At 68.5% G+C, this 16,222-nt stretch carries 14 protein-coding genes; 7 read left to right on the forward strand and 7 right to left on the reverse strand.

What is annotated here, in order from left to right; translation table 11 throughout:
- Positions 1-78: 78 nt before the first annotated feature.
- From ACGFT1_RS11645 to ACGFT1_RS11665, 5 genes are read right to left on the reverse strand one after another with little or no spacing between them, the layout of a single operon-like run.
- Positions 79-1,155: an ABC transporter ATP-binding protein gene (locus ACGFT1_RS11645; RefSeq protein ID WP_373908815.1), complete on the reverse strand. Its 1,077-nt coding sequence runs from the start codon at positions 1,153-1,155 to the stop codon at positions 79-81.
- Positions 1,148-2,122, reverse strand: a complete 975-nt coding sequence (locus ACGFT1_RS11650; protein ID WP_373908816.1) for an ABC transporter ATP-binding protein — start codon at positions 2,120-2,122, stop codon at positions 1,148-1,150. The genes ACGFT1_RS11645 and ACGFT1_RS11650 overlap by 8 nt, the downstream gene beginning before the upstream one ends.
- A 7-nt stretch (positions 2,123-2,129) precedes the next feature.
- Positions 2,130-3,122 (reverse strand): ABC transporter permease, encoded by a 993-nt coding sequence (locus tag ACGFT1_RS11655; RefSeq protein WP_373908817.1) that lies wholly within the window; start codon positions 3,120-3,122, stop codon positions 2,130-2,132.
- Entirely contained in the window at positions 3,115-4,041 is a 927-nt protein-coding gene (locus ACGFT1_RS11660) for an ABC transporter permease (RefSeq protein WP_373908818.1), read from the reverse strand. Before ACGFT1_RS11660 ends, ACGFT1_RS11655 begins: the two co-directional genes overlap by 8 nt.
- A gap of 6 nt (positions 4,042-4,047) precedes the next feature.
- A complete protein-coding gene (locus tag ACGFT1_RS11665) occupies positions 4,048-5,679 on the reverse strand; it encodes an ABC transporter substrate-binding protein (protein WP_373908819.1) in 1,632 nt (543 codons plus the stop codon).
- A 512-nt stretch (positions 5,680-6,191) separates the two neighbouring features.
- On the opposite strand from ACGFT1_RS11665, the gene ACGFT1_RS11670 reads away from it, so the two are divergent.
- The 7 genes from ACGFT1_RS11670 (at position 6,192) to ACGFT1_RS11700 (ending at position 13,916) form a co-directional block, all read left to right on the forward strand.
- Complete coding sequence (locus ACGFT1_RS11670; protein WP_373908820.1) at positions 6,192-7,181, forward strand: ABC transporter permease; 990 nt, start codon at positions 6,192-6,194, stop codon at positions 7,179-7,181.
- An 80-nt stretch (positions 7,182-7,261) separates the two neighbouring features.
- Entirely contained in the window at positions 7,262-9,022 is a 1,761-nt protein-coding gene (locus ACGFT1_RS11675) for an ABC transporter substrate-binding protein (protein ID WP_373908821.1), read from the forward strand.
- A 96-nt stretch (positions 9,023-9,118) separates the two neighbouring features.
- Entirely contained in the window at positions 9,119-10,099 is a 981-nt protein-coding gene (locus ACGFT1_RS11680; protein ID WP_373908822.1) for an ABC transporter permease, read from the forward strand.
- A gap of 69 nt (positions 10,100-10,168) precedes the next feature.
- Entirely contained in the window at positions 10,169-11,206 is a 1,038-nt protein-coding gene (locus tag ACGFT1_RS11685; protein WP_373908823.1) for an ABC transporter ATP-binding protein, read from the forward strand.
- 26 nt (positions 11,207-11,232) lie between these two features.
- Entirely contained in the window at positions 11,233-12,276 is a 1,044-nt protein-coding gene (locus ACGFT1_RS11690; protein ID WP_373908824.1) for an ABC transporter ATP-binding protein, read from the forward strand.
- Between the two features lie 258 nt (positions 12,277-12,534).
- Complete coding sequence (locus ACGFT1_RS11695; protein WP_361988549.1) at positions 12,535-13,014, forward strand: hypothetical protein; 480 nt, start codon at positions 12,535-12,537, stop codon at positions 13,012-13,014.
- 161 nt (positions 13,015-13,175) lie between these two features.
- On the forward strand, positions 13,176-13,916 hold the full coding sequence (locus tag ACGFT1_RS11700; protein ID WP_373908825.1) for a trans-aconitate 2-methyltransferase: 741 nt from the start codon (positions 13,176-13,178) through the stop codon (positions 13,914-13,916).
- Between the two features lie 80 nt (positions 13,917-13,996).
- Here ACGFT1_RS11700 and ACGFT1_RS11705 read toward each other — a convergent pair whose 3' ends face one another.
- Both ACGFT1_RS11705 and ACGFT1_RS11710 read right to left on the reverse strand, forming a co-directional pair.
- Entirely contained in the window at positions 13,997-15,124 is a 1,128-nt protein-coding gene (locus tag ACGFT1_RS11705) for an ABC transporter ATP-binding protein (RefSeq protein WP_373908826.1), read from the reverse strand.
- A gap of 29 nt (positions 15,125-15,153) precedes the next feature.
- On the reverse strand, positions 15,154-16,218 hold the full coding sequence (locus ACGFT1_RS11710) for an ABC transporter ATP-binding protein (protein WP_373908827.1): 1,065 nt from the start codon (positions 16,216-16,218) through the stop codon (positions 15,154-15,156).
- Positions 16,219-16,222: the final 4 nt, after the last annotated feature.

Consider the following 16,222-nt stretch of genomic DNA (forward strand, 5'->3'; position numbering starts at 1 on the left):
CGGCACCGATATACGGACACGGGAGGCTGAACAGCGTACGGCCGTGCGGGTGCCGTGGACGGGCCGGGGTGCGCGATGTCACCCCGGCCCGTCGCCGTTCGCCGCCGGCCCCACCGGCTCCCCCGGCACCGCCCGCTCCCCCGGCACCGCCTCCGCCGCGAAGTGACACGCCGAGGCGTGGGCTGCGGGACCGGAGGTGTCCCGGAAGACGGCGGGGACCGCCAGGGCCGGGACCTCCTTGGCGCAGCGGTCCCGGGCCTTCCAGCAGCGGGTGCGGAAGCGGCAGCCGGAGGGGATGTCCGTCGGCGAGGGCACGTCACCGGTGAGGATGATCCGCGCCCGGTGCGCGCGGGCCTCGGGGTCGGGCACAGGGACGGCGGACAGCAGGGCCTGGGTGTAGGGGTGGGTGGGATGGCCGTAGATCTCCGTGTCCCGGCCGGTCTCCACGATCCGGCCCAGGTACATGACCGCGACCCGGTCCGAGATGTGCCGGACGACCGACAGGTCGTGCGCGATGAAGACGTAGCTGAGGTCGAACTCCGACTGGAGCCGGTCCAGGAGGTTGATCACCTGGGCCTGCACCGAGACGTCCAGCGCGGACACCGGTTCGTCGGCGACGATCACCTCGGGACGCAGCGCCAGTCCGCGCGCGATGCCGATGCGCTGGCGCTGGCCGCCGGAGAACTGGTGCGGATAGCGGTCGGCGTAGTCCGGGTCGAGGCCGACCACGTCCAGCAGTTCCCGCACCCGGCGGCGCCGGTCGCCCCTGGGGGCGGCCTCCGGGTGGATGTCGTAGGGCTCCCCGATGATGTCGCCCACCGTCATCCGGGGGTTGAGGGAGGTGTAGGGGTCCTGGAAGACCATCTGGATGTTGCGGCGGACCGCCTTCAGGGCCCGGCCGGACAGCCGGGTGATGTCCTCGCCCTTGAACCGGATCGAGCCGGCCGTCGGCCGTTCGAGGTTGCAGAGCAGCTTCGCCACCGTCGACTTGCCGCAGCCCGACTCCCCGACGATGCCCAGGGTCTCGCCCCTGCCGAGGGTGAAGTCGACGCCGTCGACGGCCTTCACCGCGCCGACCTGCTTCTGGAACAGGACGCCCCGCGTGAGCGGGTAGTGCTTGACGAGGCCGCCGACCTCCAGGATCGGCTCAGCCATGCAGGCACTCCCGCCAGAAGTGGCAGGCGCTGCCCCGCTCCTCGGACACCTCGTACAGCGGCGGCACCTCGGTGCGGCACACGTCCCGGGCCATCGGGCAGCGCGGATGGAACGAGCAGCCCGGCGGGACGCGCGTCAGGTTCGGCGGGAGGCCCTTGATGGCGTACAGCTCCCGGCCCTTGTGGTCCAGGCGGGGCACGGAGTCCAGCAGACCGCGGGTGTAGGGGTGGGCGGGGGCCTTGTAGAGGTCGCGCACGGGCGCCGACTCCACGATCCGCCCCGCGTACATCACCGCGATCCGGTCGGCGGCGTCCGCGACCACGCCCAGGTCGTGCGTGATCAGGATCAGCGCCATGCGGTACTCGCGCCGCAGCTCGGCCAGCAGGTCCATGATCTGGGCCTGGACGGTGACGTCCAGCGCGGTGGTCGGCTCGTCGGCGATGACGAGCGCCGGCTCCAGGGCCAGCGCCATGGCGATCATGATGCGCTGGCGCATGCCGCCGGAGAACTGGTGGGGGTGGTCCCGCGCGCGCTGGGCGGCGGCCGGGATGCGCACCCGGTCCATCAGCCCGACCGCCCTCGCCCGGGCGTCCTTCCTCGACATCCCGCGGTGGACGGTGAACATCTCCGCCAGCTGGTCCCCCACCGTCATCACCGGGTTGAGGGCGGACAGCGCGTCCTGGAAGATCATCGCCATCGCGCTGCCCCGGACCCTGCGCCGCTCCTCCTCCTTCAGCGTCAGCAGGTCCCGCCCCTGGAAGAGGATCCGCCCGCCGGTGATCCGCGCCGGCGGCGTGTCCAGGATGCCCATCACGGCCTGCGCGGTGACGGACTTGCCCGACCCGGACTCGCCGAGCACCGCGAGCGTCTCACCGGCGTCCACGCGGTAACCGACGCCGTTGACGGCGCGCGCGATCCCGTCCCGGGTCCGGAACTCCACGTGCAGGTCCGTTACTTCGAGCAGCACGACGGCGTCACCTCAGTTTCGGGTCGAGGGCGTCGCGGACCGCGTCGCCGAGCATGATGAAGGCCAGGACCGTGACGGCGAGGGCGCCCGAGGGCCACAGCAGGGCGTGCGGGGCGTTGCGGATGTAGGGGGAAGCGGCGGAGATGTCGATGCCCCAGGAGACGCTGGGCGGTTTGAGGCCGACGCCGAGGTAGGACAGGGTCGCCTCCAGGGCGATGTAGGTGCCGAGCGCGATGGTCGCGACGACGATGACCGGCGCCACCGCGTTGGGCGCGATGTGCCGCAGCAGGATGCGCGAGTCGGAGGCACCGAGGGCGCGGGCGGCCTGGACGTAGTCGTGGTGCCGGGCGGTGATGACCGAACCGCGCGCGATGCGGGAGATCTGCGGCCAGCCGAGCAGCACCATGAACCCGATGACCGGCCAGACCGTATTGCTGGTCACCACGGAGAGGAGGACGAGACCGCCGAGGACGACCGGGATGGCGAAGAAGACGTCGGTGATCCGGGACAGCACCGCGTCCCATCTGCCGCCGAAGTAGCCCGCGAGTCCGCCGAGCACCGACCCGAACAGGGAGACGCCGAGCGTGGCGCACACGCCGACCGTGACGGACGTACGGGCGCCGTAGACGGTGCGCGTGTAGACGTCACAGCCCTGGCCGTCGTAGCCGAAGGGATGGCCGGGCCGGGCGCCCTCCTGGGCCTTGGCGAGGTCGCACGTCAGGGGGTTGCCGGAGGTGATCGCCGAGGGCCACACGGAGATGACGACCAGGAAGACGATGACCAGGGTGGAGAGCAGGAAGACGGGGTTGCGGCGCAGGTCGCGCCAGGCGTCGGACCACAGCGAGCGCGGCCGGCCGACCGGCCCGGTGCCGTCCGGGCCGCCGCCCGGGCCGTTCGGCATCCGTTCCAGCGTGACGGCCTCGCTCGCGCCCAGGTCCATCGCGCCGCCCATGCCGGTGCCGGCGATGGCGCGCTCGGGCTCGTACGGCTGCTCAGGCATAGCGGATCCTCGGGTCGAGTACGGCGTAGAGCAGGTCGACGAGGAGGTTGGCCACCAGGAAGACGAGGACGAGCACGGTCACGAAGCCGACGACCGTCTGGGTGTTCTGCCGCAGGATGCCCTGGTAGAGCTGGTAGCCGACACCGTGGATGTTGAAGATGCGCTCGGTGACGATCGCACCGCCCATCAGCGCGCCGATGTCGAAGCCGATGAAGGTGACCACCGGGATCAGCGAGTTGCGCAGCAGGTGCCGGGTGATGACCCGGTGCCGGGGCAGCCCCTTGGCGACGGCGGTGCGGACGTAGTCGGAGCGCTTGTTCTCGGCGATGGAGGTGCGGGTCAGCCGGGCGACGTAGGCGAGCGAGACGGAGGCGAGGACCAGGCCCGGCACGAACAGCTCGCCGAAGCCGGCGTCCGGGGAGACGGAGGGTCTGATCCAGCCCCACTTGACGCCGAGGAGCAGCTGGAGCACCAGGCCGGTGACGAAGGTGGGGACGGAGATCACCACCAGCGTCAGCAGCAGCACGCCGGTGTCGACGGGCCGGCCGCGCCGCAGGCCGCTGAGGACGCCGAGGGTGATGCCGACGACGACCTCGAGGAGGATCGCCACGACGGTGAGACGGATGGTGACGGGGAACGCCGTCGCCATCAGCTCGGTGACCTTCTGCCCGTTGAACGCGGTACCGAAGTCGCCGGTGAAGACCCTCCCCATGTAGGCGAGGTACTGCTGCGGGAAGACCGGCTGGTCGAGGCCCAACTCCTGCTTCAGCTGGGCGGCCGTCGCCGGATCGCACTGCCGTTCGCCGCACAGGCCCGCGACGGGATCGCCCATCACGTTCACCATGAGGAAGATCAGCAGGGTGGAGCCGATGAACACCGGGATCATCTGGAGCAGTCGCCGGACGACGTAGCGCCCCATGGCGGCTCAGCTGACCTTGATCTCGTTGTACACGGGGACGCTGAAGGGGTTCAGCGCCACGCCGGACAGCCGCTGGGAGTAGCCGGCGTTGCCGTTCTGGTACCAGAGCGGGATGGCGGCCATGTGGTCCCGGACGACCTCCTCGGCCCGCTGGAACAGCCGGACGGACCGGGTCTGGTCCGTCTCGGCGTTGGCCCGGTCGACGAGCTTGTCGAAGTCCGGGTCGGACCACTTGCCGTCGTTGGAGGACGCGTCGGTGTAGTACAGCGGCTGGAGGAAGTCCTGGATCAGCGGGTAGTCCATCTGCCAGCCCGCGCGGAACGGCCCGGTCATCCGGTGCCGGCCGATCCGGTTGCGGAAGTCGGCGAAGGTGCCCACCGGGTTGCCGACGCAGGCCTTGCCGTTGCCCAGGGCGTTGTTGATGGAGTTGCACACCGCGTCCACCCACTGCCTGTGCGAGCCCGTGTCCGCGTTGTAGGTGATCCTGACCTGCCCGCCGGGGATGCCGCCGCCCTCCTTGACCAGCTTCCTCGCCTCGTCCGGGTGGTACTCGCAGGCCCTGCCGCACAGCCCGGCCTTGTAGCCGCCGGCCGGGCCGAGCACCGGGGAGGTCCAGTCGGTGGCCGGGGTGCGGGTCCGGTTGAAGATCGTCTCGGTGATCTGCCGGCGGTCGATCGCCATGGACAGGCCCGTGCGGACCTTCTCCGAGCCCGGCCGGTTCCATGCCTTGTCGTAGTAGGGGAAGGACAGGGTCTGGATGATGCCGGCGGGGGTGTTGAGGTAGCGGTCGCCCAGGTCGCTGCCGACGTTCTTCAGCTGGGCGGCCGGCACGTCGTCCACGAGGTCGAGGTTGCCGGCCATCAGGTCGGTGTAGGCGGTGTTGTTGTCCGTGTACACCTTCAGGGTCACCCCGCCGTTGAGCGCCTTGTCGGCTCCGGGGTAGCCGTCCCACTTCCGCAGGAACATCTGCGAGCCCTTCGTGTAGGACTCGACGGCGTAGGGGCCGTTGCCGACCGGCTTGGCCAGCCAGGCCGCGTGGTGGGTGAAGAAGGCGCGGGGCAGCGGGGCGAAGGCCGGGTAGCCGAAGGTGTCGGGGAAGGCGGAGAACTTCTGGTTGAGCCGGACGGTGAAGGTGCGCCCGTCCACGACCTTCAGGCCGGCCAGGGTGTCGGCACTCTGCTTGCCGTGGGCGGGGTGGACCTTGTCGTACCCGTCGATGTAGGCGAAGAAGAAGGCGTTCTTCTGGCTGTTGCGCAGGCTCGCCCCGTAGTTCCAGGCGTCCACGAAGGAGCGGGCGGTCACCTTCTCGCCGTCGGAGAAGGTCCAGCCGTCCTTCACCGTGATCGTGAAGGTGCGCGAGTCGCCGGTGCGGATGGACTCGGCGAGCATGTCGGTGGCCCTGCCGGTCCTCGGGTCGTACTTCTTCAGGCCCCGGAAGATCATGTCGAGCACCTTGCCGCCCTGCACCTCGTTGGTGTTGGCCGGCTCCAGCGGGTTCTGCGGGTCTCCCCAGGAGGAGCTGAGCACGGCGCCGCCGGTGCCGCCGGCCGAGGGGCCGCCCCCGCAGCCCGCGGCGGCGAGCGCCACCACCACCGCCACCGCGCAGGCGGCCCCTCGGGTACGGGTGGTTCCCCGCATGGGCGTGCCTCCTCCGTGAACACCGATCCAGTAAATGCAAATATCAGGTGATATGACCGACCTTGCACACCCTCATTCCGATTGAGGGCCCTTTGGCCGTACGAGTCATCCAAATGCAGGCACGCCCCGTCCGTCGCCTTGATGATCTTGCGGGTGGAGTGCAACGGATCTCTGCGCAACGATGCGGAAACGTTGGATTCGCACGCGGCGATGTACGCATTTCGACACTCCACCGTCCGCATATCGAACGCATTGACCGTTTAGCCCGATTGGTCCGATGTGAAGCACGGATTGATTACGGCGTGCTACCCGCGTAGCTACGGAACGGCCAAGTTGAAGTAAAGAAAGTAAAGAGAAACCCAAGCCGACCGAGAATTTATTGACCTTGAATGAATTGCGTTGAAAAAGTCCGGCGTAGCCCGTAGGGGAGCGCCCTGCGGAGTCATCAGACCCTCGCTTGGGCCAGGAGCACCATGACCCCCCCAACTCCATCCGCGGCTGCCCCGCTTGAGGTGACCGACGAGACCGTCACGAAGTCGACCACTTCGGACGTCTCGAAGGGCAGCGAGGGCCGCTCTCCGGGACGGCTTGCCTGGAAGCGCTTCAAGCGTGACAAGACGGGCGTCATATCCGCTTACGTCGTGATCTTCTTCTTCGTGATCGGCATCGCGGCCCCGCTGATCGCCAAGCTGTACGGTAAGGATCCGTACACCACATATGTGACCAAGCAGCCCGATCTGTTCAATGCCTTCTCGTACCCTGCGGGCCCCAACGGCGGGATGAGCTCGGACTTCTGGTTCGGCGTCGAGCCGCAGCTGGGCCGGGACGTCTTCACCTTCCTGCTGTACTCCATCCGCAACTCGCTGGGCATCGCCCTGGCGACCACCCTGCTCACCGTGTTCTTCGGCGTCGTGATCGGCATCACCGCGGGCTACCTCGGCGGCAAGGTGGACTACTTCGTCGGCCGGGTCATCGACATCCTGCTGTCGTTCCCCTCCACGCTGTTCTTCATCGCCTTCATGCCCGTCGTCTTCGGCCTCTTCGTCGCCGCCGACGAGGACATCCCGACCTCGCTGCGCGCGACCGCCCTGATCGTGGTGCTGACCTTCTTCGGCTGGGCCTCCATCGCACGTCTGCTGCGCGGTCAGGTACTCGGCCTGCGCGAGCGGGAGTTCGTGGAGGCGGCGAAGGTCACGGGCGCGTCCCCCATGCGGATCGTCTTCAAGGAACTGCTGCCCAACCTGTGGACTCCGATCCTCATCCAGTCCACCCTGCTGCTCCCGGCCCTCGTGACCACGGAGGCGGGCCTCGCGTTCCTCGGTGTCGGCATGATCGACCCGACCCCGGACTGGGGCGTCATGATCGCCCGCGGCGCCCAGTTCTACTCCGAGGACATCACCTTCATGCTCTTCCCGGGTCTGGCGATGATCATCTTCGTCCTCGCCTTCAACTTGCTCGGGGACTCCGTACGCGACGCCCTCGACCCCAAGTCGAGGCGGTAGCGCCCCGTTCCACCCGGCCCGGTTCGATGATGTCCGGCTGGCTCCGACCGTCCGAATTGACCCGTATAGGCAGGCTCAGCATGTCTTTTTCGCGTAGAAACTTCCTGATCGCCACCGGTGTGGCCGCGGCCTCCACCTCCGTGCTGAGCGCCTGCAGCAGTGGCGGCGACAGCAACGGCAAGGGGGACAAGGTCCCCTCGGTCAGCGGCAGCAAGACGACCCAGATCGCGGTCGGCACCAAGGCCGACTCGACCGGTCCGGCGCCCGAGGTCACGGGTGCGGTCAAGGGTGGCACCATCTACTCCCTCGACCAGTTCGACATGGACCACCTGGACCCGGCCCAGATCTACTCCTCCACCGAGGCGGCGATCACGGTCCCGATCCTGCGCGGTCTGACCGGCTACAAGATCGACGACAAGGGCGGCGCCGTCCTCGTCGGCGACCTCGCCACCGACGCCGGCACCATGAAGAACGGCGGCAAGACCTGGTCCTTCACGCTGAAGGACGGCCTGAAGTGGGAGGACGGCTCGGACGTCTCCATGGACGACGTCCGCCACACCTTCGAGCGCATCTTCGCCGACTTCATCACCGAGGGTCCGCGCTACGTCCAGAACTGGCTGGAGGGCGCCAAGGGCTACAAGGGCCCCTACGGCGGCAAGCACCTGGACTCCGTCGAGATCTCCGGCAAGACCGTCACCTTCCACCTCAACGAGGCGCGCGGTGACTTCAACTTCACCCTGGCCATGCGCGGCTACGCCTTGGTGTCGAAGAAGCACGACACCAAGGAGAAGTACGACAAGCGCCCCTTGTCCTGCGGCCCGTACAAGATCGCCGATCGTCAGATCGGCAAGTCGATGACGTTCGAGCGCAACGCGCACTGGGACCCGAAGGCCGACTCGATCCGCAACGCCTACCCGGACAAGTTCGTCTTCCAGTTCGGCTTCCAGAACCTGGCGTCTACCGACCGCTACATCTCGGACCGCGGCAACGACCAGTACACGATGTCGATCTTCAACGAGATCGCTCCGGAGCGCGTCGCCCAGGTCCTGACCAACGCGAAGTACAAGAGCCGCATCCTCACCGCGATCGACACGGCCACCTACTACTGGCCGATCAACGCCAAGCGCATCACGGACGTCAAGGTCCGCCAGGCCATCAACTACGCCTGGCCGCTCCAGCAGCTCCAGACGATCCGCGGCGGTGCGTCCGTCACCGAGATGGCGACCACGGTCTTCAGCCCGGTGACCCCCGGCTACCACAAGTTCGACCTGTACGGCAAGGCGCAGAAGCCGGGCGGCGACCCGGTGAAGGCCAAGGCCCTGCTGAAGGAGGCCGGCAAGGTCGGCCAGAAGCTGGTCATCGCCTACCAGCAGTCGGACAACTCGGTGAAGCAGGCCATCGCGATCAAGAACGCGCTGGAGGCGGCCGGCTTCCAGGTGGTCAACAAGCAGGTCGACAAGTCGACCTTCTACACCCAGATCAGCAAGCTCGACAACGGCTACGACATGTTCGCCGCCGGCTGGAGCCCGGACTGGCCCGCCGGTTACTCGGAGTTCTACCCGACCTGGGACGGCAGCCAGATCCACGACGGCGGCCAGAACTGGTCGCAGTTCGACAACACGAGCGTCAACAAGGCGATCGAGGCCGCGTCGAAGATCACCGACCCCGCCAAGGCCAACGCCGCCTGGGGCGCCATCGACCGCCAGATCATGGAGCTCGCGGGCTGCGTGCCGGACTACCACCCCATCCGCCACTGGATGTACGGGTCGAAGGTCGGCCACGTCGTCTACGACAGCGCCAACACCTGCGTCGCGCTCTGCAAGCTCTACGCCAAGAAGTAGTCACGCCCGACCCATGGGGGGCGGCCACCACCCGGCCGCCCCCTACGGCCCACCCCTCACACCGGCGACGGCGCCCCGTCCGGAAAGTCACGCCCCATGTTCCGCTTCCTTGTCCGCCGAACCTTCGGCGCGCTGGTCATCCTCCTGATCATCAGCGCCGTCACCTTCTGGCTCTTCTACGCCATCCCGCGTGACCCCGCCATGATGTCCTGCGGCAAGAACTGCACCAAGCCGATTCTGGAGCAGGTGCGGCACAACATGGGCATCGACCATCCGGTACCGGTGCAGTACTGGTACTGGCTGAAGGGCATCTTCGTCGGCCGGGACTACGGCAGCTTCGGGCACTGCAACGCGCCCTGCCTCGGCTACTCCTTCGCCAACCGCGAGCCCGTCCTCGGCACCATCCTCGATCGGCTTCCGCTGACCCTCTCGCTCGCCTTCGGCTCCGCCGTCGTCTTCCTGGTCTTCGGTGTCGGCGCCGGCATGGCCGCTGCCGTCAAGCAGGGCAAGTGGCAGGACAAGGCCGCCAGCTCCGCTTCGCTGGTCGCGTCGTCGATGCAGATCTACTTCGTCGGATACATCGCGATGTACTTCCTCGTCGGGAAGCTCGACATCCTCGACAACCCCTCCTACACGCCCCTCACCGAGAACCCGGGTGCCTGGGTCTCCGGCCTGCTGCTGCCCTGGCTGGTGCTGGCCCTGATCTGGACCGCCAACTACACCCGAATGACGCGCTCCCAGCTGGTCGAGACGCTCAGCGAGGACTACGTCCGTACCGCCCGGGCCAAGGGCCTGTCCCGCCGCAACGTCTTCTTCCGGTTCGCCTGGCGCGGCGCCATGGGCCCGATCGTCACCATCTTCGGCATCGACCTCGCCACCCTCATCGGCGGCGCGATCATCACCGAGCAGGTCTTCAGCCTCCAGGGTGTCGGCCAGCTCGCACTGCGGTCGGTGGAACAGAGCGACCTGCCCATGGTGCTCGGCGTCACCTTGCTGGCCGCCGGCGCCATCGTCTTCTTCAACATCATCGTGGACGCCGTCTACGCCCTGATCGACCCGCGGATCCGGCTCGCCTGACCTCCGCCCCGCCGTCCCTTCCCACCCGCCCCACCCGGCGACCTCGCATCACCCTTCAGGAGCGTCCCCGTGACGAGCACCGATCAGCAGCCGTTCCTCTCCATCAGGGACCTCAAGGTCCACTTCTCCACCGAGGACGGCATCGTCAAGGCCGTCGACGGACTCAGCTTCGACCTCGCCAAGGGCCAGACCCTCGGCATCGTCGGTGAGTCGGGCTCCGGCAAGTCCGTCACCAACCTGACGATCCTGGGCCTTCACGACCGCGAGCGCACCGCGATCGAGGGCGAGATCGTGCTGGACGGCAAGGAGCTGCTCACCGCCTCCGAGCGGGAGCTGGAGCGGCTGCGCGGCAACAAGATGTCCATGATCTTCCAGGACGCGCTGGCCTCGCTCTCGCCGTACCACACCGTCGGTGGGCAGATCAGCGAGACGTACCGCAAGCACACCGGCGCCTCCAAGTCCGAGGCCCGCAAGCGCGCGGTGGAGATGCTGCGCCGGGTGGGCATCCCGCAGCCGGACATGCGGGTGGACGACTACCCGCACCAGTTCTCCGGCGGTATGCGCCAGCGCGCGATGATCGCCATGGCGCTGGTCTGCGACCCCGAGCTGCTGGTCGCCGACGAGCCGACCACCGCGCTCGACGTGACGGTCCAGGCCCAGATCATGGACCTGCTGAAGGACCTCCAGCAGGAGTTCGGCACGGCCATCATCTTCATCACCCACGACCTCGGTGTCATCGCCGACATCGCGGACGACGTGCTGGTGATGTACGGCGGCCGGTGCGTGGAGCGGGGCACCAAGGCGGAGGTGCTGCGCGACCCGCAGCACCCCTACACCGTGGGCCTGCTCAACTCGATGCCGAGCCTGACCGGACCGGTCGACGTGCCGCTGACGCCGATCCCCGGTTCGCCGCCCTCGCTGCTCAACCCGCCGTCGGGCTGCCGCTTCCACCCGCGGTGCGCGTTCACCGACAAGGTCGCCGGCGAGCGGTGCTCGGGTGAACGCCCGCTGCTGGAAGTGGTCGACGGCCGGGGTTCGGCCTGCCACCTCACCACGGAGCAGAAGCGGGAACTCTTCCCCGACTACGCCGCGACCCGGCACAACTGACGGACACGAGAGCGGACTTCACGAACATGAGCGACACGAACCCCCTCCTGGACGTCTCGGGGCTGACGAAGCACTTCCCGATCAAGGGCGGTTTCCCGATCCGGCGCACGGTCGGTGCGGTGCAGGCCGTCGACGGGCTGGACTTCCAGGTCGCCGAGGGCGAGAGCCTGGGCCTGGTCGGCGAGTCGGGCTGCGGCAAGTCGACCACCGGCCGGCTGATCACCCGCCTGCTGGAGCCGACCAGCGGCAAGATCACCTACCGGGGCCAGGACATCACGCACGCGGGTCGCAGGGGCCTGGCCCCGATCCGCTCCGAGATCCAGATGATCTTCCAGGACCCCTACGCCTCGCTGAACCCGCGGCAGACGGTCGGCAAGATCATCTCGGGTCCGATGGAGATCAACGGCATCGACCCCGCCGGCGGCCGCGAGAACCGCGTCCGTGAGCTGCTGGAGACGGTCGGCCTCAACCCGGAGCACTACAACCGCTTCCCGCACGAGTTCTCCGGCGGCCAGCGCCAGCGCATCGGTGTCGCCCGCGCGCTCGCCCTGGAGCCGAAGCTGATCGTCGCCGACGAGCCGGTCTCCGCCCTCGACGTCTCCATCCAGGCGCAGGTGGTCAACCTGCTCCAGAAGGTGCAGCGCGAACTGGGCATCGCGTTCGTCTTCATCGCCCACGACCTCGCGATCGTGCGGCACTTCTCGCAGCGCGTCGCGGTCATGTACCTCGGCAAGATCGTCGAGATCGCGGACCGCGAGGACCTGTACGACAACCCGCGCCACCCCTACACGCGGGCCCTGCTCTCCGCCGTCCCCGAGGCGACGGTGGACGAGGAGCCGCGCGAGCGCATCCGCCTGGTCGGAGACGTGCCGTCCCCGATCAACCCGCCCTCCGGCTGCCGCTTCCGCACCCGGTGCTGGAAGGCGACCGAGAAGTGCGCGACGGAGGCACCGCCGCTGGTGCAGGTGGAGGGCAACAAGCCGGGCCACCTGACGGCGTGCCACTACCCGGAGACGGTGGACGCCGTCCCCGCCCCGCGCCTCACCAAGGACCCCGAGGCGGCGGTCTGACACACCCCTTTCCGTCAGCCGCCCCCTTGCGGAACGGACTTTCACCGGCCCATTGACCCGAGCCCTGAACGTCCGCTCCAGGGGACAAGGCCCGCACCTTCCCAGGTGCGGGCCTTTTCTTGTCCCCGACGCAAGCCACCGGCGCAGTGCGATCATCCGGCTCAACTTTCGCTCAAATTTGTGTACATGCCTATGGCGTCAAGGAATACTTGTTCGCACAGCGACTGACCGGACGCTGTGAGTTGGGGGTATTCTTAAATGAAGCACATGCAGAAATCGGGGCTCATCGCGGCCATTCTGGCGCTTGCCTTCTCGTTCCTCGGTGCAGCCTCGCCGGCCCAGGCCGCACCACAACACACCTTCTACATCGTGAACAAGGACACCGGCAAGTGCCTGGAATGGAACGGCTACAACAAGAAGATCACCCAGGAGAAGTGCAAGAGGACGCAGTGGCAGTGGTGGAACAACAAGTCCGCGAAGCTGTGTAACTACGTCTCCCCCGGTGGCGATTTCTGCCTGGGTGACGCGGGCCGCGAGAAGCCTGTTTACGGCCGACACTACAGCGACGCCCCTCAGCTCTTCTTCTCCAGCCTGAACCCCAACGCGCAAACCACCATCGGGGCACTGCAGTGCGGCTACTTCAAGGTCGTCAGCGGCAAGGTCTCGTGCGGGAAGCGCATTTTGATCGACCACGGGCACAAGTACTCGCCGAAGATGATGTGGATCATCAAGTACTGAGCCTTCGCATTCTCACCTAGAGGCATGAAGACCCCGCCCCTCGCACGGGCGGGGTCTCGCGCGTCCTCCCGCGGGCAGCACCAGGGTGATCCGGAGGCGGAAGTCCGCGAAGTGAGGCAAAAACTGACGCGCCGTTCAGCATCGTGTGGCACACTGCCGCGGTGGTGGATCACGTCTTTGCCGATCTCTCGCTCGCCGCGCTGTACGACAGCCTCAACCCCTGGGGACCGGGTGACGACTTCTACCTCGGCCTGGTGCGGGAGGCCGGGTCCGTGCTGGACATCGGCTGCGGCACCGGGCAGTTACTGCGGCGGGCCCGGGAAGAGGGGCACCGGGGCCGGCTGATGGGGCTCGATCCGGCCGCCGCCATGCTCGTCCAGGCGCGGCGGGCCCGGCCCGACGTCGAGTGGGTGCTCGGCGATGTGCGGGTGCGGCAGTGGCAGGCGGAGTTCGACCTCGTCGTCATGACCGGCCACGCCTTCCAGGAGCTCGTGACCGACGAGCAGATCCGGCACTGCCTGCGGGCCGTGCGCGCGGCCCTGCGGGACGGGGGCCGGTTCGTCTTCGAGACCCGCAACCCGGGCGCCCGGGCCTGGGAGCGCTGGACCCCGGACCGGGTCCACGAGATCACCGCCGCCGACGGGACGCCCGTACGCGTGTGGCACGAGGTCCAGGATGCCGGGTTCCGGCGGGACCGGGTGCACGTCACCGAGACCTACGCCGGCCCCCACTGGCCCGAGCCCCGGGCCCACCACAGCGTCCTGCGCTTCCTGGACACCGCGGCCCTGGACGGCTTCCTCGCCGAGGCGGGCCTGACGGTGGCCGAGCGGTACGGCGACTGGCAGCGGGGACCGCTCACCCCGACCGCCCCGGAGATCATCACCGTGGCCCGCCACGCCTAGGGTCCCGGATCCGCGGCACAGCGGGGCCGGCGGGACCCGCCCGGGTTCCGCCGGTGCGCACGGACGTCCGGGCGGTCGCGCTACGGCTGTCCGGGCTTGCCCTCCTCCAACGCCGCCAGCGCCGGGTCAAGGATGATGGCCTCGTCCCGGGCCTCGATGGTCGGGTCCTCCGGGAAGTGGCAGGCCGTCAGGTGGCCGTCGTGGTTGCCGGGGATCTGGACGAGCGGGGGTTCCTCGGTGGCGCACTTGTCCTGCGCCTTCCAGCACCGGGTGCGGAAGCGGCAGCCGGAGGGCGGGGAGATGGGGGACGGCACGTCGCCGGCGAGGCGGATGCGCTCACGCGGGGGTGCCCCTCCCTCCGTGAGGCTGACCTCGGGGACGGCGGACAGCAGGGCGTGTGTGTAGGGGTGGCGCGGGCGGGCGTAGATGGAGTCGCGGTCGCCCACCTCGATGATCTTGCCGAGGTACATGACAGCGACACGCTGCGAGAAGTGGCGTACCACGGCCAGGTCGTGGGCGATGAAGACGAACGCGATGCCCAGTTCACGCTGCACCTTCTGGAGCAGGTTGACGACCTGGGCCTGGATGGAGACGTCCAGGGCGGAGACCGGCTCGTCGGCGACGATCAGTTTCGGTTCCAGGGCGAGCGCGCGGGCGACGCCGATGCGCTGGCGCTGGCCGCCGGAGAACTCGTGCGGGAAGCGGTTGTAGTGCTCCGGGTTGAGACCGACGATCTCCAGCAGCTCACGGACCCGCGCCTCCCGGCCGCCTTCCGGGGCGATGCCGTTGATCTCCATCGGGCCCGAGATGATCTTGCCGACCGTCTGCCGCGGGTTCAGCGACGAGTACGGGTCCTGGAAGATCATCTGTATCTCGGAGCGGATCGGCGCCAGTTGCCTGCGCGTCGCACGGCTGATGTCCCGGCCGCGGTAGGTGATCGTGCCGCTCGTCGGCTCCATCAGGCGGGTGATCAGCCGGCCCGTGGTCGACTTGCCGCAGCCCGACTCACCCACCAGGCCGAAGCTCTCGCCCTCGTACACGGTCAGGTCGACGCCGTCGACGGCCTGCACCGCACCGATGGTGCGCCGGATCGGGAAGCCGCCCTTGACGGGGAAGTGTTTGGCCAGCCCCGAGACCCGGAGCAGCGGCTCCCCCTCCGGGCCGGCGCTCCGCTCGGCGGGAGCCGGGAGGACCAGGTCCTCTTTCATGACGGTGTCCTCCTAGGACGACTGACGACCTAGCCCAGTCGGGGCTTGATCTCCTCGATGAAGATGGTCCGCTTCTGGTCGGTGGTGAGGTGGCAGGCCGACGCCCGGCCGGGGCTCGTCGCCGGGCGCTCGTTCACGCAGCGGCCCGTGCCCTCCACCCGGTCCTGGAAGGTGCAGCGGGGGTGGAAGCGGCAGCCGGACGGCGGGGTGAGCAGCGAGGGCGGGGCGCCCGGGATCGGCGACAGCTGGGCGCCGAGGTCGGAGTCGAGCCGCGGCATCGAGTTCAGCAGGCCCCAGGTGTAGGGGTGCTGGGGTGCGCGCAGCACCTCCTCGGTGGTCCCGCGCTCCACCGCGCCGCCCGCGTACATCACCATGATGTCGTCGGCCATGTCGGCGATCACCCCGAGGTCGTGGGTGATGAAGACGATGCCCGAGCCGAACTCCTGCTGGAGGTTCTTCAGCAGGTCGAGGATCTGGGCCTGGACCGTCACGTCCAGGGCGGTGGTCGGCTCGTCGGCGATGAGCAGGTCGGGGTCGCAGATCAGCGCCATGGCGATCATCGCGCGCTGGCGCATCCCGCCGGAGAACTGGTGCGGGTAGTCCTTCGCCCGCTCCCGGGGGTGGGGGATGCCGACCTTCCCGAGCATCTCCACGGCCCGTTCCCACGCCGCCTTCTTGGAGGCACCGGTGTGCTTCCGGTACGGCTCGGCGATCTGCCGGCCGACGGTGTAGTACGGGGACAGGGCGGTGAGCGGATCCTGGAAGATCATGGCGACCTTGTTGCCGCGCAGCTTCTCCAGCTCCGACTCCCGGGCGGAGGTCAACTCGCGTCCGTCGAGCAGGATCTCGCCCTCGACCGTGGTGAACATCGGGTTGTGCAGGCCGAGGATGGTCAGGTTCGTCACCGACTTGCCCGAGCCGGACTCCCCCACGATGCCGAGCGTCCTGCCGCGCTCCACGTCGAAGGAGAGCCCGTCCACGGCCCGTACGACGCCGTCCTCGGTCTTGAAGCTGACGTGCAGGTCCCGCACCGAGAGCAGGGGACCGGCACCGGCCGGGTTCGGGGCGCCGGCTTCCTTGGTCACAGTGGTCACGACA

Source organism: Streptomyces sp. Y20, from assembly GCF_043195475.1.
GTDB lineage: Bacteria > Actinomycetota > Actinomycetes > Streptomycetales > Streptomycetaceae > Streptomyces.

What these genes read in the sequence shown, in the direction of transcription:
- ACGFT1_RS11645 (WP_373908815.1), bottom strand. Translation starts at nt 1,155, where the DNA reads ATGGCTGAGCCGATCCTGGAGGTCGGCGGCCTCGTCAAGCACTACCCG.
- ACGFT1_RS11655 (WP_373908817.1), bottom strand. Translation starts at nt 3,122, where the DNA reads ATGCCTGAGCAGCCGTACGAGCCCGAGCGCGCCATCGCCGGCACCGGC.
- ACGFT1_RS11660 (WP_373908818.1), bottom strand. Translation starts at nt 4,041, where the DNA reads ATGGGGCGCTACGTCGTCCGGCGACTGCTCCAGATGATCCCGGTGTTC.
- ACGFT1_RS11665 (WP_373908819.1), bottom strand. Translation starts at nt 5,679, where the DNA reads ATGCGGGGAACCACCCGTACCCGAGGGGCCGCCTGCGCGGTGGCGGTG.
- ACGFT1_RS11675 (WP_373908821.1), top strand. Translation starts at nt 7,262, where the DNA reads ATGTCTTTTTCGCGTAGAAACTTCCTGATCGCCACCGGTGTGGCCGCG.
- ACGFT1_RS11680 (WP_373908822.1), top strand. Translation starts at nt 9,119, where the DNA reads ATGTTCCGCTTCCTTGTCCGCCGAACCTTCGGCGCGCTGGTCATCCTC.
- ACGFT1_RS11690 (WP_373908824.1), top strand. Translation starts at nt 11,233, where the DNA reads ATGAGCGACACGAACCCCCTCCTGGACGTCTCGGGGCTGACGAAGCAC.
- ACGFT1_RS11695 (WP_361988549.1), top strand. Translation starts at nt 12,535, where the DNA reads ATGAAGCACATGCAGAAATCGGGGCTCATCGCGGCCATTCTGGCGCTT.
- ACGFT1_RS11705 (WP_373908826.1), bottom strand. Translation starts at nt 15,124, where the DNA reads ATGAAAGAGGACCTGGTCCTCCCGGCTCCCGCCGAGCGGAGCGCCGGC.